Source organism: Streptomyces sp. NPDC042102 (genome assembly GCF_055582305.1).
The window spans coordinates 142,593-163,596 of the sequence record NZ_JBVJDL010000004.1; the positions used below are offsets into that span (position 1 = coordinate 142,593).

The 21,004-nt window shown below is 75.3% G+C and carries 18 protein-coding genes; 4 read left to right on the plus strand and 14 right to left on the minus strand.

Annotation, left to right across the window (positions count from 1 at the left end; all coding sequences use genetic code 11):
- Window positions 1-27 precede the first annotated feature (27 nt).
- The 5 genes from ACZ6KO_RS18845 to ACZ6KO_RS18865 all read right to left on the minus strand — a co-directional run bounded on the left by ACZ6KO_RS18845 (window position 28) and on the right by ACZ6KO_RS18865 (window position 4,530).
- Window positions 28-279: an EF-hand domain-containing protein gene (locus ACZ6KO_RS18845; RefSeq protein ID WP_469305103.1), complete on the minus strand. Its 252-nt coding sequence runs from the start codon at window positions 277-279 to the stop codon at window positions 28-30.
- Window positions 280-369: 90 nt separating this feature from the next.
- Entirely contained in the window at window positions 370-1,788 is a 1,419-nt protein-coding gene (locus ACZ6KO_RS18850) for an amidohydrolase family protein (RefSeq protein WP_469305104.1), read from the minus strand.
- A gap of 153 nt (window positions 1,789-1,941) precedes the next feature.
- Window positions 1,942-2,817, minus strand: a complete 876-nt coding sequence (locus ACZ6KO_RS18855; RefSeq protein WP_469305105.1) for a helix-turn-helix domain-containing protein — start codon at window positions 2,815-2,817, stop codon at window positions 1,942-1,944.
- Window positions 2,818-2,911: 94 nt separating this feature from the next.
- Entirely contained in the window at window positions 2,912-3,301 is a 390-nt protein-coding gene (locus ACZ6KO_RS18860; RefSeq protein ID WP_401451694.1) for a hypothetical protein, read from the minus strand.
- Window positions 3,302-3,612: 311 nt separating this feature from the next.
- Window positions 3,613-4,530 (minus strand): MurR/RpiR family transcriptional regulator, encoded by a 918-nt coding sequence (locus ACZ6KO_RS18865; protein WP_469305106.1) that lies wholly within the window; start codon window positions 4,528-4,530, stop codon window positions 3,613-3,615.
- Between the two features lie 194 nt (window positions 4,531-4,724).
- Here ACZ6KO_RS18865 and ACZ6KO_RS18870 point away from each other — a divergent pair, with 194 nt between their 5' ends.
- Window positions 4,725-5,018: a DUF6225 family protein gene (locus ACZ6KO_RS18870; protein WP_469305107.1), complete on the plus strand. Its 294-nt coding sequence runs from the start codon at window positions 4,725-4,727 to the stop codon at window positions 5,016-5,018.
- A 241-nt stretch (window positions 5,019-5,259) separates the two neighbouring features.
- Window positions 5,260-6,189, plus strand: coding sequence for an ion transporter (locus tag ACZ6KO_RS18875; protein WP_469305108.1), 930 nt, complete (start codon window positions 5,260-5,262; stop codon window positions 6,187-6,189).
- A gap of 21 nt (window positions 6,190-6,210) precedes the next feature.
- On the opposite strand, the gene ACZ6KO_RS18880 is transcribed toward ACZ6KO_RS18875, so the two are convergent.
- The 7 genes from ACZ6KO_RS18880 to ACZ6KO_RS18910 all read right to left on the minus strand — a co-directional run bounded on the left by ACZ6KO_RS18880 (window position 6,211) and on the right by ACZ6KO_RS18910 (window position 17,378).
- On the minus strand, window positions 6,211-7,968 hold the full coding sequence (locus tag ACZ6KO_RS18880) for a thiopeptide-type bacteriocin biosynthesis protein (protein ID WP_469305109.1): 1,758 nt from the start codon (window positions 7,966-7,968) through the stop codon (window positions 6,211-6,213).
- Between the two features lie 18 nt (window positions 7,969-7,986).
- Complete coding sequence (locus ACZ6KO_RS18885) at window positions 7,987-9,885, minus strand: TOMM precursor leader peptide-binding protein (protein ID WP_469305110.1); 1,899 nt, start codon at window positions 9,883-9,885, stop codon at window positions 7,987-7,989.
- Entirely contained in the window at window positions 9,882-12,011 is a 2,130-nt protein-coding gene (locus ACZ6KO_RS18890) for a hypothetical protein (RefSeq protein ID WP_469305111.1), read from the minus strand. Before ACZ6KO_RS18890 ends, ACZ6KO_RS18885 begins: the two co-directional genes overlap by 4 nt.
- Window positions 12,008-13,234: a lantibiotic dehydratase C-terminal domain-containing protein gene (locus ACZ6KO_RS18895; protein ID WP_469305112.1), complete on the minus strand. Its 1,227-nt coding sequence runs from the start codon at window positions 13,232-13,234 to the stop codon at window positions 12,008-12,010. Before ACZ6KO_RS18895 ends, ACZ6KO_RS18890 begins: the two co-directional genes overlap by 4 nt.
- Entirely contained in the window at window positions 13,231-16,080 is a 2,850-nt protein-coding gene (locus tag ACZ6KO_RS18900) for a lantibiotic dehydratase (protein WP_469305113.1), read from the minus strand. The genes ACZ6KO_RS18895 and ACZ6KO_RS18900 overlap by 4 nt, the downstream gene beginning before the upstream one ends.
- Before the next feature lie 121 nt (window positions 16,081-16,201).
- Window positions 16,202-16,378: a thiazolylpeptide-type bacteriocin gene (locus tag ACZ6KO_RS18905; RefSeq protein ID WP_469305114.1), complete on the minus strand. Its 177-nt coding sequence runs from the start codon at window positions 16,376-16,378 to the stop codon at window positions 16,202-16,204.
- 406 nt (window positions 16,379-16,784) lie between these two features.
- Entirely contained in the window at window positions 16,785-17,378 is a 594-nt protein-coding gene (locus ACZ6KO_RS18910) for an ArsR/SmtB family transcription factor (RefSeq protein WP_469305115.1), read from the minus strand.
- A 57-nt stretch (window positions 17,379-17,435) separates the two neighbouring features.
- Here ACZ6KO_RS18910 and ACZ6KO_RS18915 point away from each other — a divergent pair, with 57 nt between their 5' ends.
- Window positions 17,436-18,365 (plus strand): S41 family peptidase, encoded by a 930-nt coding sequence (locus ACZ6KO_RS18915; protein WP_469305116.1) that lies wholly within the window; start codon window positions 17,436-17,438, stop codon window positions 18,363-18,365.
- Here the strand turns inward: ACZ6KO_RS18915 and ACZ6KO_RS18920 are convergent.
- Window positions 18,346-20,127, minus strand: coding sequence for a galactose oxidase-like domain-containing protein (locus tag ACZ6KO_RS18920; protein ID WP_469305117.1), 1,782 nt, complete (start codon window positions 20,125-20,127; stop codon window positions 18,346-18,348). The two genes, ACZ6KO_RS18915 and ACZ6KO_RS18920, sit on opposite strands and share 20 nt — an antisense overlap.
- Here ACZ6KO_RS18920 and ACZ6KO_RS18925 point away from each other — a divergent pair.
- On the plus strand, window positions 20,126-20,350 hold the full coding sequence (locus ACZ6KO_RS18925) for a hypothetical protein (protein ID WP_469305118.1): 225 nt from the start codon (window positions 20,126-20,128) through the stop codon (window positions 20,348-20,350). The two genes, ACZ6KO_RS18920 and ACZ6KO_RS18925, sit on opposite strands and share 2 nt — an antisense overlap.
- A gap of 87 nt (window positions 20,351-20,437) precedes the next feature.
- On the opposite strand, the gene ACZ6KO_RS18930 is transcribed toward ACZ6KO_RS18925, so the two are convergent.
- Window positions 20,438-20,815, minus strand: coding sequence for a hypothetical protein (locus ACZ6KO_RS18930; RefSeq protein WP_469305119.1), 378 nt, complete (start codon window positions 20,813-20,815; stop codon window positions 20,438-20,440).
- Window positions 20,816-21,004: the final 189 nt, after the last annotated feature.

Below are 21,004 nucleotides of genomic sequence, written 5' to 3' on the forward strand. Positions count from 1 at the left end.
GGGCGCCGGGCGGGGCCCATTGCGGGTCTACCAGCCGAAGCGGCGGTCGATCTCGCGGGCGAACTCCTCGTAGCTGAGCATGTTGTCGCCGTTCTGGTCGGCGGCGTCGAAGAGCGCGGAGGCGGCGTCGGCGTCGCCCAGGCCCCAGAACGGCAGGTGCCCGCCGGCGGCCAGGGTGGGGCCCTTCTCGCGCAGGGCGGTGATCACCTCTATGCGGGTCAGGGTGCCGTCCTGGTTGAGGTCGAGCGCGTCGAACAGCCTGCGGGCCTTCTCACTCATCACGTGCGTCCTTCCGGGAGGGTCGGCAGGAGCTGCCGACCCCCAGCCTACGGGCAGGTACGCCGTGTCCCCGGCCGGGGCTTGGCGGGCTCAGGCGGCGGTCGGCGTGTTCAGGAGGTACGCGCGCGAGGCGTGCACCTCGGCGCGCAGGGCGGGCAGGTCGACGTCGAGGACCCGGCCGTTCCATTTGCGGGGTTCGCCGCCCACGAGGACGGCGCCGATGTTGCGGGCGTCGCAGCCCAGCACGAGGGTGCCGATCGGGTCGTTGAGCGGCATGGTGTTGAGGTCCTCGGCGTGGACGACCAGCAGGTCGGCCTTCTTGCCGGGGGTGAGGGAGCCGGTGACGGCTCCGAGGCCGTTGGTGCGGGCGCCCTGGAGGGTCGCGAAGTCCAGGACGTCGTGGGTGGTGATGCGCGAGGGCTGCCGGCCGGTGCCGTGGACGGCACCCACCGCGCGCATCCGCTGGATGGCGTGCAGGGCCCGCATCTGGGTGAACATGTCGCTGGCCAGGGCGACTTCGACGTCGATGCTCAGGCCGGGCCGGATGCCCGCGGACAGCGCCTCGTCGACGGCGGGCACCGCGCTGTCGAGCCCGATCTGGGCGTCGGAGGTGGGGGCCAGGGCCACGGTGGTGCCGGTCTCCCCCATGGCCCGCCAGGCCGCGGGGGTGAGGCCGGTGGCGTGGATGAGGGTGACGCCGGGGCCGAGGAGCCCGTCCTCGGCCCAGTCCAGCACGGCCGCGGAGGAGGCCGTACCGAAGACGGCGTCGACGCTCACCCCGATGCCCAGTTCCCGCGCGGTGCGGGCGAGCCGGGGCCCGTAGGCGAGGGCGGGGCCGGCGATCTCCTCGGTGGCCAGGGCCGCCAGGCGCAGGGTCAGCAGCTGGTCGTCACTCGCGAAGTACCGGTCGCGCAGGCGGGTCAGATCACCGGGCCACTGGCGGTCCCAGGCGCCGAAGTGCGGGCCCATAGAGGCGTGCACGCCGCGGATACCGGTGTCGAGGAGGGCTTGGACGGCGGCGTCGGAGTGCTCGCGGGTACGGGAGTTGTGGGAGAAGTCGAGCATCGTGGTGATGCCGCTGTCGAGGGCGGTCAGGGCGGCCAGCCGGGTGCCGGTGTACATGTCCTCGGGCCGGTAGACGGTGGCGTAGCCGGCCAGGGTGGCCTCGACGTAGCCGCCGAGGTCGTCGACGTCGGGCATGATCCGGCGCAACTGCGCCTGCCAGGCGTGCCGGTGGGTGTCGACGAATCCGGGGGCGAGAATCGTGCCGGTCGCGTCGACGACCACCGTGTGCGCGCCGCGGCCGGGGTCCGGGCCGAGGTCCGGGCCGACCGCGGCGATGGTGTCGCCCTCGACCAGGAGGTCGCCGCGGTCGATGACGCCGAGGCCGGGGTCCATGGTGACGATGGTGGCGCCGGTGAACAGGATGCGCCGCCGGGCGGCGGGCAGGCGCCGGATCCGTTCGAGGACGGCGTCGCCGGTGGTGTCGGGGAGCTGCTGGAGCCGCATGGGAGGTCTTCCTTCGGTGGTCCGGCGGCGGCCTCGGGCGGCTGCCGCCCCACCAGGCTCCCCGCGCGCCGGAACCCGGACCAGGCCGCGCTGTCCCCGGGTGCCGGACACCCAGGCTGCGCGGGGGCGGGGGGCACGGGCAGGAGTCCCTGGTCAGGGGGCCGGGGCCGACGCCGACCGCGCGGGCGAGGGGCCTGCGGCGAGAGCGCCGAGGAGGGCGAGCGCGTCGGCGGACGGGCTGCCCGGTTCTGCCTGGTAGACGACCAGTTGCTGGGTCGGGGCGCTGTTGAGGGTGAACGTCTCGTAGCTCAGCTCCAGGTCGCCGACGTCGGGGTGGTGGAAGAGCTTGGCGTCGCGGGTCTTGCCCCGTACGTCGTGGCGGGCCCACAGCTCGCGGAAGTCGGCGCTCCTGAGGGAGAGCTCGCCGACGACCTCGCGCAGCCGCGGGTCGTCGGGGTCGATGCCGGCCGCCCGGCGCAGTGCGGCCACGCCCGCCTCGGCGGCCCGCCGCCGGTCGCGGTGGAAGGCGTCCGCGGCCGGGTCCAGGAACGTCATCCGCAGCAGGTTGTCGGTGTGCGTGAAGCCCCCGTACAGGGCCTCGGCGAGCCGGTTGCGGGCCAGGACGTCCAGGGCGTGGCCGACGACGAGGGCGGGCGTACCGCTCCAGGCCTCCAGGAGCCGCCGTACCCCCGGGTCGACGCGTTCGGCGCGCGGCGCCTGGCGGGTGCCGCGCCGGGCCGGGCCGGCCACGCGGTACAGGTGGGCGACGGCGTCGTCCTCCAGGCGCAGCGCCTGGGCGACGGCTTCGAGGACCTGGGCGGAGGGGTGGCGCTCGCGGCCCTGCTCCAGGCGCATGTAGTAGTCGGCGCTCACCCCGGCGAGGGCGGCCACCTCCTCGCGGCGCAGCCCGGGCACCCTGCGGCGGCCGGATGCGGGCAGCCCCATGTCCTCGGGGCGGAGCCGGGCACGCCGGGCACGCAGGAAGCCGCCGAGCGCGTTCCCGGCGGCGGGGTCCTTGGCGGGGTCCATGCAACCAGGCTAGGGCTCCGCGGTGCCCGGGCGGGGTCGTGAAGGGGGGTGCGCCGCACCCGGGAAACGGCTGGCCGGCGGCGGCCGAGAACCGCTACCGGCGGCGCTGGGCGCCGATCGCCGGGGTGCGCAGGGCTTCGGTGATGAGGCGCACGCCGCGGGCGAGGCGGCTCAGCTGCTCCAGCTCGACGGCGTACATCCGGATGGTGTTCTCGATGACGGCCTCGGCCACGCCCAGCGTCGGCAGCTCGGCCCGGCAGGTGTGCAGCGCCACGCGCACCGCGCGCATCTCGTGCTCCAGCTGGAGCTGGGCGTGCCGGGCCAGGATGGCGTGGTGCCGGGTCAGGGTCGGGTATCCGGCGTAGCGGGCCGGGAGGAGGTCGCGCAGCCAGCGGATGGCCGTGCGCTCCCAGTCGTGCGATCCGGGGGCCTTGACCTGGCAGGGCCAGTCGGGGCTGAGCGTGGTGGTGGCGGTCTGAGACATTCTCATCGCTTCCGAAGGTGCGGAGCTCGGGTCGAGAGGGTGTGGCGGCCCCGGCCTAGGGGTCGACCGAGGCCGCCATGGGCGCTGACGGGATGCGAAGGCCCGGATGAACACCTCTCGTACGACGCAAGGAGGAGGGGAGCGTCGGGCGGGAGCTGTTCCGAAGGACGTGGGGAGGTGCCCTCCGTGGCATCGGGTGATCCGTGCGCCATCAGCAGTAAATATATATACCGTCGAGTAAGCAAGGGAATGAAAAATTTCATGCCACCGCCGCGTGAAAATCGCCCGCGCAAACCGGACGATGTCATTCCCTACAGGAAGAAACGGTGCTGCTCGGCGACCTGCTCGTAACCCTCGAGCCGGGCCTGCGTCCGCTCGGGATCGGCGTCCGCCATCGCCTGGAGCAGCGCCGCGGCCAGCATCCCGGGCGCCGCGTAGGAGTCGAAGACCAGCCGCGAGCCGGTCCCGGCGGTCAGCGCCACGTCCGCCTCGTCCACCAGCGGCCCCAGAGTGAGGTCCGTGATCAGCGCGATGCGCAGCCCCGTGCTGCGGGCGGCGCGCAGGGCGGCCAGGGTCTCCTGGGCGTGCCGGGGCATGGCGAAGGCCAGCACCCAGCTCCCGCCGGCGGCCCGCGACTGCAGCAGGGCGTCGTAGGCCACGCTGCCGCCACGTGTCACCACGCGTACGTCGGGATGGATGCGGCGGGCGGCGTACGCGAAGTACTCGGCGAGCGAGACGGAGATCCGCAGGCCGAGCACGGTCAGCGGCACCGAGCGCGCCAGCTCGCGGCCGATGTGGAGGAGCTGGTTGGTGTCGGCGAGCAGGCGCCGCACGCTCTCCAGGTTCTCGATCTCGGCGTCGACGGCGGCCTGGAGCTCGTTGCGGCGGATCTCCTCACGGCTCTCCGGCGACCCCGCGACCTTGCTCAGGGCGATGGGCTGGAGCGCGTCGCGCAGGGCGGGGTAGCCGCTGAATCCGAGGGACGTGGCGAAGCGGGTCACGGACGGCTGGCTGACGCCGGCCCGCTCCGCGAGTTCGGTGATGGAGAGGAACGCGGCCTCGGTGAGGTGATCGATCAGGTACTGCGCGATGCGGCGCTGACCGGGCGAGAGCCGGTGGCCGTCGAACATCGCACGGACCCGGTCCGCGGGGGCGCGTTCCTGCTCGGACGCCTGCCCTCCGGGTGTGATCGCAGCCGCCTGCGCGCGTGCCTGCTGCCCCGATGGCACCGGTGCGCCTCCTTATCCTGCTGCTCGAGTTCCAACATAGCTCACGCGCTGTGGCCGGTCCGCCACCAGTTCACCGGCACCGCACCCCGCCGCGCGGTCGCCGGTCACCACGCTGGCGGCCACTCGGGGTGCGGGTCCGGCGCGGCGCGGCGCGGTGCGGCACCGCACCCTGGTACCGCCGCTAGCCTCGGCACATGGCTGACACCTTCGAACACACCCCGCAGGTGTGGACCGCGGCCCGACTGCGCGCCGCGCTGCAGGACCTCCCCGACGAGACCCCCATCCACATCGGCGTGGCGGACGGGCCGGGCGACTTCGGCGGCTACGGCGAGTACGCGCTGGTGAACCTGGAACCGGTGGAGGTGGACATGGACACCGCCCTCGAGGGCACGGCCCCCGAAAGCGCCGTCCCCGAGGCCCGCACCGCCGTCGAGTACACGCTCTTCGCCGACTTCAAGGCCGGTACGTACCACTGCGACCTGGACTGACAGGAGCCCCTCGCGACGGTGCGGACCGCCGCGCCGCACCCCCCGCCGACCACGCACCAGTTCGGCTCCGGCACGCCCGGCGTCCCCTATCGGGGGACCTTGCGGCGTCGTGCCGTCCGTACGGCGGGCGGGGGGTGTTACAAGGGCGGTCGGACGCGTGATCAACCGCCCCACGGGGGCCGGGACCAGGCCGGGCGGCCGGTGCGCGTCGGGAACACCGTACGAGGGGCGAGCAGCAACGATGACGTACATGACGACGGCCGGGCCCGGCCGTACACGGCTGGCGGCGCGCTGCCGGGCGGTGACCGACGACCCCGCCTTCGGGCTGATGGTCTTCGCGCTGATCCTGCTCAACGCGGCGCTGCTGGGCGCGGAGACGTACCACGGCCTGGCCTCCGAGTACCGCCGGCTGCTCGAAACCGCCGAGCGCTGCTGCCTGGTGGCGTTCAGTCTGGAGATCCTGCTGCGCCTCGGGGCGCACGCCGACCGGCCCAGGGTGTTCTTCCGGGATCCGTGGAACCTGTTCGACCTGGCGGTGGTGGTCGCGGCGTTCGTGCCGTTCGTCCGGGAGAACACCACCGTGCTGCGGCTGCTGCGGCTGGCGCGCGTGCTGCGCAGCGCCCGCTTCATGCCCCAGTTGCGCGTCCTGCTCGTCGCCGTGGGGCGCAGCCTGCCCGGCACGGTCAGCTTCCTGTTCGTGGGAGCGCTGGTGCTGTACGTGTACGCGATGGTCGGCTGGGTCTGCTTCGCCGGTTCCGACCCGGAGCACTACGGTTCGATCGGCCGGGCCGCCCTCACCCTGTTCCTGCTGACGACCCTGGACGGGTTCGGGGACGCGGTGCACGCGGGTCTGGAGATCTCCCGGCTGTCGCTGCTGTACTACTCCTCCTATGTGCTGCTCGCCTCGTTCGTGCTGGTCAACGTGCTGATCGGGGTGGTCCTCACCTCGCTCGACGAGGCGCGGGAGATGGAGAAGGAGCGGCAGCGGGAGGAGCTCGCGGCAGGCGTGCCGGGCGTCGGCGCCGACCGGGCGGCGTCCGATCCGGCGGGTGAGCTGCGCGAGCGGATCGACGAGGCCCGCCGGGTGCTGGACGAGCTGGAGGCGGGCCTGTCCCGGCTGGATCCGCGCGACGAACGGCAGTTGGAGGGCTCCGGCGGCCGCACGCGCTGACGGCCGCCACGTCCGGGTGGGCTATCCGCCGGAGCCGGGTCGGGCATTGGCGGGTCCGGCTTCCGCGGGTCCTGCTTCCTGTACGGCCTTCCGCGTGCCCAGCGGCAGCAGGTACTGCAGGGGCTGGTCGGTGGCGTCCAGGCCCAGCAGTTCAGCGGCCAGGTCGTCGTGGAACCCGCTGACCGGGATGGTGGCCAGCCCAAGGGCGGCGGCCGCCAGGAGCAGCGTCTGGGCCAGGTGGCCGGATTCCAGCAGCCCCAGGCGCAGGGCGCGCAGCCCGTAACGGCGGCGCAGCACGCCGAGGTCGAGGTGGAGGGCGAGCAGGGCCGGGGTGTCGTCCACGACGATGCCGTCGGGGTCGTCGGCGGGCTGGGAGAAGTAGTTCGACAGCGCCCGGACGGCCTCCCGGTCCGGGGCCGGGCCCAGCGGGCGCAGGACCCGGCGTTCGGGTACGACCTCGTAGGTGGCCGGTGCCAGGCCGTCGACGCCGAGCGCCAGCAGCCGCAGCCGGGCCGTGTACAGGGCACCGGCGCTGGGGTACGGGCGGTGGACCGTCGTACGGACGTCGCCGTCCGGCAGCCGCAGTTCGCCGACGTGGCTCTCGGCCAGGGCGCCCCACAGCAGGGTGCCCAGCGTACGGGCGTCCAGCGGGCCGGCCAGCCGGGTGCGCGCGGAGGTCCGGGAGGTCAGGGCGGCCGCCAGGGACACGTCGGGCAACGGGCCGTACGGCAGGGCGCGTTCGTGGGCGGAGGGCGCGGGAACGGCCGAGCCGGTACCCGGGCGGACGGCGGTGCCGTCCAGGGCGCCGACGGCGTACTTGCTGTGCTCCAGGTAGCGGCGGTCGGGGGCGTCGTGCCCGTCGGCGAAGAAGGATCCCGGGCCGTCCGGCTCCATGGCGGTGCGCGCGGCCAGCCGGCACACGGCGCGCTCCTCGTCGGGACTCACGCCCAACCGGTTGAGAAGCATGTGCAGTTGGGAAGCCCACACCCATGGCAGCGGGGTGTCGTGGAGGGCGGTCAGCCGGTCGGCGGCGGCGGTGACGGCGGCCGCCCAGTCACGCTGCCAGGGGGGCGCCGTCCCCCGGTCGAGGCCCTCGCGCAGGGCGTCGGCGCGGCGGCGCAGGGCGGTGTGCTGCGCGGCGAACACCGTGTTGACGCGGGCGTGGACGGTGCGGCCGGGCAGGAGCGGCACCTCGGTGATCCAGCGCCAGCCGGCGGCGTGCGCGCGCAGCAGCCGGCCGGCCCGCAGCGGGTCCAGGCCGAGCGCGTGCACCGTGGTGTGCACGGCGTCGGCGGCCAGGGTGAGCCGGTCGGCGCGCGGGCCTGCGGCCAGGGCGCGCAGGGCGGCGACGGCCGCCCTGGTGGAGGCCACGAAGACGTCCTCGGCGACGGGGAGGGCGAGCGGCCCGCCGTAGCGCTCGGTCTCGGGGACGTAGGGGACGTCGCGGACCTCGGCGTGCGCGGAGGGCCAGGGACCGCTGGTGGCCGGGCGGGCGGCCGCGGCCCGGGAGAGGGCGCCGGGCAGCTCCCGCAGTACGCGGGGGTGCGGGTCGCGGACGCGGACGCGCAGGTGGGGGCCGCCCTCGCCGTAGCGGATGAAGAACCAGGCGGCCGCCTCGCCCCGGGCGACGAGGCCGTCGAGCAGGGGCGCGAGGTCCTCGGTGAGGAAGGCGTCGGTGGTCTCGGTGTCGCCGTGCAGGTGGACGTGCAGGCTGGCCCAGCCGGTCTGCTGGTGGCCGGGGGCGGCGGTGCGGGCCGTGGACGGCTCGGCGGTGGGCATCGGGGCTCCTCGGCCTCGTCAGGGGAACGGGTGCGGGTACGGGGCCAGGTCCGCGTGGCGCAGCGGGCGGGCGGTGCGGCCGAGCCGGTACGGGACCTCCAGCAGCCGGGGCAGGCCGCTGATCCGGCGGTTGTGGTGGCCGAAGGTCATGGGCAGGGTGCCGGGCACGATCACCTTCGCGCAGTGCAGGCCCAGGCGGTCGCGGATGCCGGGCTCGTCCTGGCCGACGGCGATGACCTCCAGGCCGAGGCCGGCCAGCCGCCGTACGGTCGTCTCCAGCAGCCCGGTGAGGTCGGCGACCGGCTCGGGGGCGCCGGGCCAGACGTCGTTCCAGGGCCGTTCGGGGGTGGGGGCCAGCAGGAACTCCAGGCGCGGCCGGGCCTCGGGCAGGGTGTTGACGCCGACGTGGTCGTCGAGGGAGAGGACCAGGTCCGGGTTGTCGAGCAGGGGGCGCAGGCGGTGCGGGTCGCGGGGGCCGCCGGCGGCCAGGGAGCGGTGCGGGGCCTCGTGCACGTTGGTGACGACCTCGGCGACGGCGGAGCGGATGGCGGCGCGCGGGTCGTGGTGGGCGCCGGCGGCGACGAAGGCGCGGGGGGCGTCGGGGTGGCTGCCGCGGTAGTGGCAGACGGCGACGACGGCCGGGACCCCGAGGTCGTTGGTGGCGTCGAGGAGGATCAGCTCGTAGCCCATGAGGGCGGCGCGGTCGGCGAGTTGGACGCTCTCGGCGTCCTCGGCCGGGAGGGACACGCGGCGCAGCGGGGCGGCGGCGTACCAGGCCATGAGGAAGGCGTCGCGCTCGGCGACCTCGAACAGGCCGTAGAGGACGGCCTCTTCGGGGCTGTTGCCGAGGCCGCAGCCGTTGGAGGACTCGTAGACGATGCGCGGGCCGGTGCCGGGCACGTCCCAGTAGGCGACGTGTTCGGGGACGGCGACGGCGCGCTGGTGGGTCAGCGACCAGCCGTGCACCCAGTCGAGGGCGAGGCCGGGGTGGTAGGGGACGGTGGTGGCGGCCGGGTGGGTGTGGGCGTCGGGCTCGGGCAGCCCGAGCCGGCGCGGGTCGAGGGCGCGGTCGGGGCCGAGCTCGGCGAAGGAGGCGCGCAGGGCGGTGCGGCGGCCGGTCGGGCGCATGCCGGCGTACCGCTCGACGGCCTCGAAGAGCGCGACGCGGGCGCTGTGTTCGTAGTCGGTGCCGCGGCCGTATCCGCCGTCGTCGACGGGTCGGCCGTCGGTGACGAGGGCGGTGGTCAGGGCGAAGGCGGAGTCCTCGGAGCGGGTGAGGCGGCGGACCGGGCCGAAGCGTTCGTCGTGCAGGGCGGCGCGCAACGCGGCGGGGGCGGTACGGGGGTTGGGCGTGCGCAGGACATACGGGTCGGGCAGCGGGCGGGGCCCGAGGGACAGGCGGGCGGCGGCCGCGGTGTCGGGCGGCAGGGGGCGGCAGACGGCGCAGCCGCCGATGGGGCGGACGCGGTGCGTGGACCAGGTGGCGCGGCCCTGGTGGAGGAGGTGGACGGTGGCACCGTCGGGCGCCCCGGCGGCGGGCGGCGGCTCGTCGAGCAGGTCGCGGGCGAGGGCGGCCAGGGCGGGGGCGAGGGCGGGGGTGAGGGTGCCGGCCAGCCGCATGCGCGGGCTGAGCAGGGGGACCCGGCCGCCGGTGGTGGCCAGCCGCTGGTACTCGGCGCAGCACGGGCAGGCGGCGGCGCCGGGGCGCAGGACCGGGCCGAGGACGGCGAGCGGCCCGTCGCAGCGGACGGGCAGAAGGGTGACGGGGTGGGCCAGGGCATGCCGGGTCAGCTCCTCGGCGAGGCCGAGGGTCCAGTCGTCGAGCAGCACGACGGCACGGCCACGGACGCGACGCAGCGCCGCGCGGGCGTCGAGTACGGGGACCCCGTACGGGTCGAGGGCGGCGGCAAGTGTCACGGGGTCCCTCCGGTGGGCCACAGCACGGTGAAGCCACAGGCGATCAGGGCACGGACGAGGGGGTGCGGGGGCTCGGACCCAGGGTCGTCACCGTCCGGGCCGGCGGCCGGGGCCGCGCCGGGGTCGGTGGCTGGGTCGGCGCCGGCCCGGTCAGCGCCGGGGGCGGTGGCCGAGTCGGTACGCGGTGCCACGCCTGGGTCGGTGGCCGCGTCGGTGCCCGGGGCCTCCGAGCCGGTCGGTTCCGTCGCCCAGGTCGCCCCGGACGGCCCGGCGAGCCCGGATGCCCCGGGCGTGCCGGAGGACCCCGAGGACCCCGAGGACCCAGACGACCCGGTCGGCACCGTCAGCCCGGCGGCCTCCGCGGGCTCGGTCGGGCCCGTCTGGGCAGACGTCCCAGGGAGTCCGGTCAGGCCGGTCAGGAGGCGCAGGGCGTGCTGGAGGCCGGGCTCACGGGCGGCCAGGGCGGCCTGCCAGCCCGCGCGGCTGCCCTCGTCCTCCCAGGTGGCCAGCGGCTCACCGGCCGCCGCGAGCGGGGCGCAGGCTCCGTCCGGCACAGCGCGGACGGGGCCGGCCGCCACGGCCCGGATACCCGCGCCGAGCGCGGCGAACGCGGCGGCATCGCCCGCCGTGGCCTCCACGGCACGGGCGACGATGCGCCGCCCGGCCGGGTCGAACGCGTCGACGCGGGCGCTGAACAGCGGCTGCCCGGGATCGGGTTGACGTACGGTCATGCACGCCTGAAGTCCCAGACGTTCGGTGAGGGTCCGCCACCAGTGCGTGGCTTGCGGATGCGCCTGCCACACGTCATGGGAGATCACCTCCCCCTTCAGTCCGTACGGAAGGCGGGCGAGCCGGGCCAGTGCGGCCCGGCGCAGGGCCCGGCCGGTGGCGTGTCCCGGGTCCGCACCCACCACCACCGGGCCGCCACCGAGGCGCAGTTCGGCGGCACGGCACAGTGCGTCGAGGCGCGCGAGATCGGTACGCGCCCCGCCCGCGACGAGGGTCCCGTCCGGGGTGGCGCAGGAGACCAGGGCCACCGGCAGCTGGGGCAGCGCGCCGGGCAAGGGCGCGTCGAGCAGCCCCAGGTGCCGGTCCGTGAGCGCGTCGAGGCGGCGCAGGGCGTCGGCCAGGGTGACCGGCGGCGGCAGCGCCTCGCGCGCGCCGCCGGGCCAGGGGCGGTACTCGGCGCGCGGCGGTTCGGTGGTGGCGACCAGAACGGCGGGCAGCCCGTCGATCAGACGCGGGTCGTCCCCCTCGCCGGCCGGATCCGGCCGCCCGTCGACGGCACACATCAACCGGTGCACGGCGGCGGCCCCGACGAGCGCGGCGAGCATGGAACCGGCCGCCGCGGCTCCGCCCTGGGCCGTGGGCGAGTCCGGGACGGCGTGCGAGCGGGCTGCCGGGGCTGCGGTGTCGGGAGCGGCGAGCCGGGCCGTCAGGGCGGCCACGTCGGCGCGGACCCGGTCCGGGGTGCCGGGCTCCGTGACCACCGCGAGGCCACCCACCATGCTCGCGGCGACGGCCAGACGGCCGTCCACGGTCTCCAGAACGACCTGCCCCGCCGGGGTGTCCGGATCGACGGTGACGCGTGCCGTACCAGCGGGGGTATCGGCAGCCGGATCTCCGGTCGCGGCAACCGTATCGGCCGCGAGGAAGGAGCCCGGAGGAGCGTCCGCCGGAGCTGAGGCAGCGGACGACGGCTGCACGGGGGCGACGGGGGGTGTGGGGGTGGCGGTGGGGTGGGAGGTCAGGGCTGCGGCGGCTGCCTGGGGCAGGGGGGCGTCCGGACGGCTGGCCAGGACGCGGACCGGGGTCGGGGGGTGGGGCTGGGGGGCGGCCTCCGGTACCAGCAGGTCGTGTTCGTCGAGGTGGGCGGCCAGGACGCCCAGGGCCCGGCGGGCGGCCGAGCCCACCGGCGCGCGCTCCTCCAGGGCGGCGAGGTCGCCCGTACGCAGGGCCTCGGCGAGCAGGTTCCACAGCGCGGGCAGCGCCCGGCTGCCCTCCAGCGTGACGTGCGAGGCGCGTCCGCGCAGGTGCAGGCCGTCGGTGAGCGGGGTGACGGCCGTCCCCGGCCGCAGCCGGCGACCGGCGAGGGCGTCCCTGAGCGTGTCCTGGTCGGGGCTCACCGCCGGTGCTCCATGACGTCGATGACACCGTTGATCACCTGGCGCCAGTCGCAGCCCGTGACCTCCTTGACCGCCCGCGTGACCAGGTGGGCGGCCAGATAGCGTTCCAGCGGCCGGATGTCACAGATCATCAGCAGCTGGTACAGGGCGTTGGTGCAGGCCCGGTAGACCAGGTACTCGGGGCGGCTCCACATCCTGCCCTCGGGATCGGAGCGGCGCAGCAGCTGGTGGAACTCGCTGTAGTCCGTACGGATGTCCTGGTTCCAGCGGACCACCGCGTCGGCGTGGCCGGTGGCGGCCGCGCGGACCCGGTACTCCAGCGGCAGTCCGTGCAGGTCGGCCCCCGCCGTCAGCCGGTCCTCGGTCAGCCGCCAGGCCTGCGCGGACCAGTGGGCCCACTCCTGCTCCCAGGGCGTGGTACGGCCGTCCGCGATCCGTGCGACCAGCGCGGTGACCGCCCCGGACGTGCGCTGCCAGCGGCTCTCGAAGGCGGCGCGCAGGGTGCCGTCCGGATCGTCGTACAGGAGGAAGTCCTCCAGGTGGGACACGTAGCTGAAGTGGCCTCCGGGCAGCCCCTCGCCGGGGTAGACGCAGGCGTGGGCGGTCAGGACGGCGGCGGCGAACTGCACGCGGGCGGCCGCGCCGTCGTCGTGGGCCCCGAGGAACGCGGACCCGGCGCGCAGGGCCGGGCGGCCCAGCCGCAGCAGGTCCCCGCGCAGGGCGGTGCCGTCGACGCCGATCAGGCCGCGCAGGGCGGCGAGGTCGACGCGTTCGACCCGTACGGTGTTGTCGGCGACGATCGGCCCGTAGGGCGGGGCGATGAGCTCGGCGCGGCCGGCCCGGGCCGACTCGGCGAGGAGCTCGTCGGTGCCGGGGCCGCCCTGGGAGGGGTGGTCGGCGATCCAGGCGCGTACGGTGCGTGCGGCGTCCTCGGCGGCCCGCGCCACGTCGGTGGCGCGCTCGGGCGGCCCCTGGAGGCGCAGCCGCAGGTGCGGGCCGTAGAGCCAGTGGCGTTCGACGTGGGCGGTGAGGCCCTCGGCCTCGTACCGGTCGGCGAGCGGCAGGATCGCGCCGCGCAGCAACGGGCCCTTGCGGTCCTGGTGGTAGTAGGCGACGACGTCACGGGCGCGGGCGTCCATGCGGGCGCGGGCGTCCATGCGGGCGAGCCCGTCCGCGGGGGTGGGCCCGGGCGTGGGCCGGGGGGACGGGGTGGGGCGGGTCATGCGGGGCTCCCCTCGCGGTAGGTCTCGACGACGAGTTCGACGGCCCGGGCCGGGCGGTCACGGCCGCCGGGGGCGGGCAGGGCCTCCTCCAGGACGGCACCGTCGGTGTGCCGGGCGAGCCATTTGCCGAGGCAGCGCAGGTGCAGGGCGTTGCCCAGGTCCAGGAACTGCGGTTTGGGCCGGCGCAGCCCGGCCAGGAAGGTGTCGGCTGCCTTGCCCGAGGGGGCGATGACGGGCGCGGGGCACAGGAAGAGCTGGTCGGGCAGGTCCAGCAGGGCGCGCCAGCGGGCGACGGCAGCGGCCGGCAGGGCGGCGGCGTCGGCGGCGAGTTCGGCCCGCAGCCGCGCCAGCACCCCTGCGTTCAGGTACCAGCGGCGCCGCCGCAGGACGAGGTGGCGGTGGCGCAGCCGCGCGGTGCGGACGACGTGGCCGCCGGGGGCGGTCAGGGTCCGCGCGGGGACGAGGGCACTGAGGTCGACGACACCGCACGGGTGGTCGCTGAGGTACGGGGCCAGCCGGTGGGGCAGCATGACGGGCGCGAGGAAGCCGAGGTACAGGACGTCGAGCAGTTCGCCGGTGGTGCGCAGCCGGAGCCGGACGTCGTCGCCGGCCGGGTCGTGGACGAGGTCGACGTCGGACTCGGCGAGGGAGGTCCAGCGCCGGTCGGGGCCGATCTCGTCGGGGACGAGCAGCGGGTGGAGGTTGGCGTTGAAACCGCCGACGGGACGTACGGCGGCGGCGCGGGCGCGCTCCCCGAGGCCGGTCCGGATCCGGGCGGCGACCTCGGCGGTGGCGCCGGGGTCCATCGCGTCGAGGAAGCGGCTGGTGAAGCGGCCCCAGCCGCCGTAGACGTGGTTCACGCAGAGCAGGCCGTCGGCGGTGTCGCGCTGGACGAAGTACGCGTAGCTGGCCGGGCGTCGCCGGGCCCAGCGGGGCAGCCGGTCCCCGAGGTCGCGGACGAGCCCGGCGGGGAGCGTGACGTCGTACGCGCCGGGGGCACCGGTGGCGCTCTCGCGTACGGCGTCGGTCACGGTACGGCGCAGCGCGGCGAGTTCGGTGAGGCCGGCGGGCCCGGTGCCGGGGGCGGCGGGTTCCCCGGCGGTGAGCCGGGCGGCCTCCTCCCAGGCGTCGGCGATCTCGGCGCCGAACTCCCAGGGGTTCGGACAGGTGCCGCCGGCGCCGTAGCGGGCGACGAACCGGTCGCGCGTGACGCGCCGCATGACGTGACCGAGGTCGAACACCTCGGCCAGCGCGGTGACTTCGGCGAGCGCGGCGTGGTCGGCCGGGCCGAGGAGTCCGTCGAGGTCGAGGGGGGCGGTGGCGACCACGTCCTCGGTGAGGACGTCCGGGCGGGCGGTCGCGGTGGGGACGGGCTGCCCGGCCGCGGTCAGCAGGGTGTCCCAGCGTGCGGCGAGCGCGGTGAGGGCGGCCGGGCGTTCGGGAGCGGGTAAGGAGGCGAAGGCGGCGGTGTCGCGGGCGATCTCCTCGACACGGTCGGCCAGCTCGGCGTCGACACCGGTATCGGGGGCCGGGGCGGAAGCGGGTGCGGCACCGCCGGCGGACGCGGAGGCGGGTGCGGCAGCGTCGGCGGACTCGTCAGTCGTGGGCGACGTGGTCCGCAGCCAGGCGGCGAGCGCGGTGAGCGGGTCGGCGTGCTGGGGGTCCACCGGGTCGGTGGGAACCAGCAGTCCGGCGTCGAGGAGACGAAGGAGGAAGGCGGCGGCCGCTCCCCCGCCCTCCGTCTCCGGCCCCGCCGCCGGCGCCGTCGGGCGGCCGAGCGCTGCGTTCAGACGGCCGGTCAGCTCCCCCAGGGACGAGGGGGTGTCGGTCGCCGCGGCGATCAGGCGCAGCGGGGCGGAGGCCGCCAGCTCGATCTCCTCCTCGGTGGTCGTCAGATGCCGCCCCCCGGTGAACACCAGGCGCCCGCCGGTGTGGGCCGCGCGGCCGTCGCGGATCCGGGCGGTGCTGGTCATCCGCAGGAGCAGGGCGGCACGGCGGGCGGGATCCGCCACGAGGGCCGCCACGAGCGCGGTGACCAGGGCCCGGTTGGCCCGCACGACGGACGTGAACGGCATCCCGCCGGGCCCGCCGTCCCCCCAGGCGGCCGTGGCCAGGTCGGCCGCGGCTGCCCCGCGCGCGACGACATCGGCCGGATCGGCCGGGGAAGGGGCCGTGGGTGCGGGGGTGTGGGCCCAGGCCACCGCCGTGAACCAGGACAGCGGGCTGGTCTTGGTGCTCGCCCGCAGGGCGTAGCGCAGGACGCCGGGTTCCTCCTTGCGGGCCCTGCGGTCGGCGGCTCCCGCGCCGGCGCGGGTCACGGCCCGCAGCAGGTCGGGGCTGATCAGCGCCACGGCCCGGGCGAGCGCCGGTTCCCGGCACAGTGCGGACAGCGCCGTGCGTTCGGCGGTCAGGGCGGGTTCGGCGGCCCGTTCCAGCGCGGCGTACAGGGCGGCCCGCTGCTCGTGCAGGGTGAGCCAGGCGGCGAGCGCCGGCACCCGGAGCGGCAGGTCGCCCAGGCGTTCGAGCAGGGCGGGCTGCGGCGGGCGTCCGTTGTGCAGAGCGCGCCGCAGGGGCAGTACGACCCCCTGGTGGAAGGCACGGTCGTGGCCGTCCCGGCTGTCGTACAGGGCGTCGCAGAGACCGGGCACCAGCTCCGACTCCGCGGCCCACAGCGAGGTCAGCCCGTCCAGGGCCGCGCGGAAGTCCACGGCGGACGGGCTCTGCGCGGGGTGGCGCAGGACGGTCGCGCGGGCGAGGGCGAACGGCGCGCCGCACACGCGGTAGCGGGCGGGCGCGGGGCCCTGGTCCCCGGGGGCGGCAGCGCGCGGCGCTGCGGAGTGCGGCATGGCGGAGGTCTCCTCGACTGCGGTCGACGCGGCCCTCCCGGCCCGGGGCGGTCCGCCGCCGCGGGCGCCGCGGGACGGGAGGGGTGGTGCGCGGGTGGTGATGACGGCGCGACGGCTCCCGTTACACCGGGTACGGGTGCGGGTGCGCGCAGGACGAGGACCCGCAGGAGCAGGAGCTGCCACTGTTGGACGCGCCGGTCTCCGGAAGTGCGACGGTGTCGCGCATGGAGGTGACGGTCAGAGCGCCGAGGTCCAGGTCGTTCTCGTCGAAAGTCATCGTGTCGATGGTGTCACCCATAAATACCTCCTGAGATTCATTCGGGAAATGGAGTGGTGCCGGCGACCCGCCTCGGAGGACCGGCCGCTGAAGAAAGCGTAGAGGGATTATTGAGCGATTCTGCGGTCGCTCACGAAATGGCTTTGAGTCGATGACGACCCCAACACCACCAGGGGCCGGAACGACATGGGAATTCGAGCGGAATTCCAGCCGGAGGCGGTCGCTATTCGTCGGGAAGACCGGCGGAATTCCAGCCTGAAATCGACGACGTGAAACCGTGGAGAATGGGAAGGGGACCGGGGGTCCGGGTGGATCGCCGTCACGCGGATACGACGGTGCCCGCCACCCCGGTGGGGGCGGCGGGCACCGTATGCCGTGTTCGGAATCGGTGAATCCGATTACTTCCCGGGTTTCCCGACGCGCCGCCTCACACGGAGGGCGACGCCTGCTCGTACATCGCCACGAGGACGCCGTGCACGGGTTCCTCTTCAGCTTCCTGTTCCGCCTCGTCGACCAGCCGGGTCAGGGTTTCGCCGAGTGCGCGCGCCCGGTCGGGGCTCAGCCGCAGGTGACGCAGGCGCAGGGTGTGATCGCCCGTCGAGCGGTCGAGTTCCTGCGCGAACGCGCCGAGCATGGCGGCGGTGCCGGCCGCCTGGGGTTCGGCGACGAGCATGCTGCGGGCCGTGCGCTGATAGTACTGCTCGGTACCGCCGCGGACCTGGCGGGTCGCGGCGATGCGGATCAACCCGGCCTCGCGCAGCACCTTGAGGTGGTGGGCGAGGTTGCCCTTCTTCGCGTCGAGCTGGACGGCCAGCTGGCTGACCGTCGCCGGGCGCTGGCCGAGGGCGAAGAGCAGTCGCTGGCGCAGCGGGTGGGCGAGGGCGGCGAACTGCTCGGGCGTGGCGATGTGCAGCACGTCCTCGGTCGGTTCGGGGGCCGGGTCCGGGGGCGGAGCCGTGCCGGCCGGATCTGCTGCGCCCACTGCGTCTGCTGCGCCTGCTGTGTCTGCCGCGTCTGCCATGGGGAAAGTGTCTAACGCTCTTGACGCTTTCGCAAGACCGATGATCTACTCCTCGCCATGCCGAACCCGACTGATCTGCAACCCGCCCGCGTCATCGACGAGTTGGCCCGCCTGGTGGCCGACCACTACGTGTTCCCCGACGTCGGCCTCGACCTCGCCGACCTGCTCCGCCGCCGGCTCGCCGAGGGCGCGTACGACGTACCGGCCGCCGAGGAGCTCGGCCGGTTGGTGACCGCCGACCTCCAGGCCGGGTGCGGCGACCGGCACCTGCGGCTGAAGTACCACCCCGACGAGGTGCCGACCGGCCAAGGGGAGGCGGTGGCCGCGCAGATGCGCCGCGAGTACGACGCGTCGCTGGGCGGCGTACCGCGGCTGGAGCTGCTGGAGGACGGGGTGGCGGTGCTGGAACTGGCCCCGTATCTCTTCCCGTTGGAGTGGGCCGCCGAACCGGTGGGCGCCGCGCTGTCGCTGGCCTCCCGCGCCCGGGCACTCGTCCTCGACCTGCGCCGCAACCTCGGCGGCTCGCCCGACACGGTCGCCTTCGTCTGCGGCCACCTGCTGGACGAGCGGACCCACCTCAACACGATGCACTGGCGCAAGGGCGACCGCCAGGAGCAGTCCTGGTCGCCGCCGTACGTGCCCGGCCCGCGCTTCGGCGGCCGCAAGCCCGTGTACGTGCTGACGAGCGGGCGCACCTTCTCCGCGGCCGAGGAGCTGGCGTACGACCTTCAGCAGCTGGGCCGGGCCGTCGTGGTCGGCGAGGTGACGGGCGGCGGCGCGCACCCCCGGGAGGGCTGGACCCTGCACCCGCACCTGGAGGCCACGATTCCGGTGGGCCGGGCCGTCAACCCCGTCTCGGGCACGAACTGGGAGGGCACCGGGGTACGGCCGGACGTGCCGTGCGCGGCGGCCGACGCCCTGGACCACGCCCTCGGCCTGGCCCGCGCAGCCGTCGCGGACCGCCCCCTCACGGGCGCCCCAGCTTGACCCATTTCGCCGTGCTGGGCACGCCCTTGGCGTCGAGGAGGAAGAGCATGTAGTACCCGGGCGGGGCGTCGGCGGCCGACGCGGGCGCGATCAGGTCCAGCGCCTCGCCCGTACGGCGGTCGATGCGCAGGTCCAGGTGCCGCTGGCTGGTGTTCACCGAGTGCGTGACGGTGGTGGGCGCCAGGAGTACGGCCCGCCGGACGGCGGCGGGGGTGGAGGTGGTCACCGTGAAGCGCGCGCCGTGGCCGAGGGCGGTCCCGGGGACGGTGTCGAGGACGGGGCGGGGGCCCTGGTGGAGGTAGGGCGGCTCGTAGATCTCGATGCTGCCGTCCATGTCGTCGGTGATGTCGGGGTCGTTGGCGATCTGCTGGAGCTCGTCGCCGGTGATCATGACGCGGCCGTCGGGGAGCACCAGGGCGTTGGAGTGGTAGCCGCGCGGCAGCCGCTGGGCCGGGCCCAGCCGCCAGCAGCCGCGGGCGTCGCGGGCCTCGGTCCGGCGGTACTTGAGATCGGCGGCGGGGTTGAAGGGGCCGCTGCCGTAGTCACGGGTGTCCAGGGCTCCGTTGACGGTGAGGAGGGTGGCGTCGGGCAGCAGCAGGGTGTCGTCCTGGGTGCGGCCGAAGGCACGGGGCTGCTCGGTGGTCCAGCGGCGGCCCGAGAGCCGGTAGGTGTTCGGATCGCGCGGGTCGCCGCCGAGGACCAGCACGGAGTCGGGGCCGCGCAGGCCCGCCGGGAGCGGCACCGCGGAACCGTAGTTGCGGTAGTCGCCGGGACGCCGGGGCAGGGTGGAGCGGAGCTCGGTGAACGGGCTGAAGACCCACTGCTGGTCGGCGTCGCGGCCCAGACCGTAGATCTTGCCGTCGCGCAGGGAGAACAGGTGCGGATAGTCGTTGCGGAACGGCGCGCTCGACCAGAAGCGGTCCGTGCCGAGGTTGCGGGGGATGTCGCCCTTGCCCCGCGGCACCGGATGGACCAGGGCCGGGAACCGCTCCACGACGGGGGTGGGGGTCCCGGTGCCGAGCTCGGACTGGCCCGACATGATGAGCTGGCGGCCGTCCGCCCCCGTGACGACGGAGGGGTACCAGCGGCCCACGGACATGTCGCGGTTCTGGTACCAGGTCTCGGTCCACGGGTCGAAGACGAAGGACAGCTTGGCGCCGCTGCCGCCCTTGCCGCCGCGGTTGCCGCCGAAGACCGCCAGCATGCCGTTGGGCAGGTAGGCGTGGCCGGAGCAGAAGAAGGGCGCGGGGCGGGGGATGCCGGTGCCGTCGGGGATGACGATGCGCGGCGGCGCGACGTTCGTGAAGGAATCCGGTCCGGTGCCGCGGGCCGGGTCCCACAGGAACGCGCGTCCGGCGTTGGTGCGGCCCACGATGTCGGTGGGGCCGGTCTCCTTGAAGGGATTGGTCTCCACGCGCTCGAACGAGAAGAGCAGCACCTTGCCGGTGGGCAGCTGGGCGACGTGGACGCCGAAGTCGGGGGCGGGAAAGTAGTCCGTGAACCGGCCGTACGCGGCGGCGGCGAGGCCGGCGTTCGCCTCCCGCTGGGAGGCGGCCAGCGCGGCCAGGCCGGCGGTGCGCCTCGACTGCGGGTACTCGTCGGCCTCGGCCACCGCCCGCCGCTGGAGGGCGTGTTCACGGGCGTGCCCGGCGCCGAGGGCCCGGGCCTCGCCGGCGTCGGGGGCCACCTCGCCCTCCGCGTCGTGGTGTGCGGCGGAACCGGGGGGCACGGCCCGGGCGGGTGCGGCGGCCAGGGGGCCCATGACCACCAGGGCGGCGCACAGCAGCACCCCCGCGGACAGCGAGGTGGCCCTGCCGGTCCCGCTCGTCCCGCCGGCCCTGCTCGTCCTGCTCGTCCTGCTCGTCCTGCTGGTTCGTCTCGTCCCGCTGGTCCGTCTCTCCCGGCTGGGCTTCATCTCGGCACCTTCGATCGTGCGCGTGGCGAACACCGAGGCTCAGATTAAGAGACGATCAGGACATATCTGATCATTGACGGTACGGGCGGTGCGGGCGGTGCGGGCGCGTGACCGGTATCGCCGGTGCGTGCCCGCCCGTACCCGTCGGACCGGTGTGTCAGACCAGCCCCAGTGTCCGGGGCGGCAGGAACAAGTGCCCCGCGCGGTGCTGGGCGGACACCAGACGGGCACCGGCCGACCCGGGGTCCCGGGCCAGCAGGGTCCGCCGGTGGGCGCAGTGCTCGCAGCCGGGCGTCCAGCCGGGCAGCAGGTCCGTGTGGACGTCGGCGAGGTGCCGGGCCAGCCGGATCTGTGAGCCGGGACCCATGTCGAACGGGTCCCAGTCCACTCCGCGCTCCCCCGTCAGCCACAGCTCGGCCGTCACCGCCTGGATGTCCTTCATCCGCTCGTACAGCCGATGGCACTCGGCACACGCGAACATCCAGGCCGGCGGCAGCGGCCACACGCTGTCGGGGCTGAGGTCGTCGGCGCTCATGCCGTCCACGGTAGGTGGCGCGGCACCGCGCCGGCAGCAGATCGGCCGAACCGGTGGGCCGGTGGGCCGCGGGGCGGAGGGTGCCGCCCGGGGTGCTCGCCCGGCCCGCCGCCCCGCGGGCCGCACCGGCCGCGATGCCCTACGCGCACCCCGGGGGCAGCATGGAAGTACCACCCGCCTGCGGCGAGC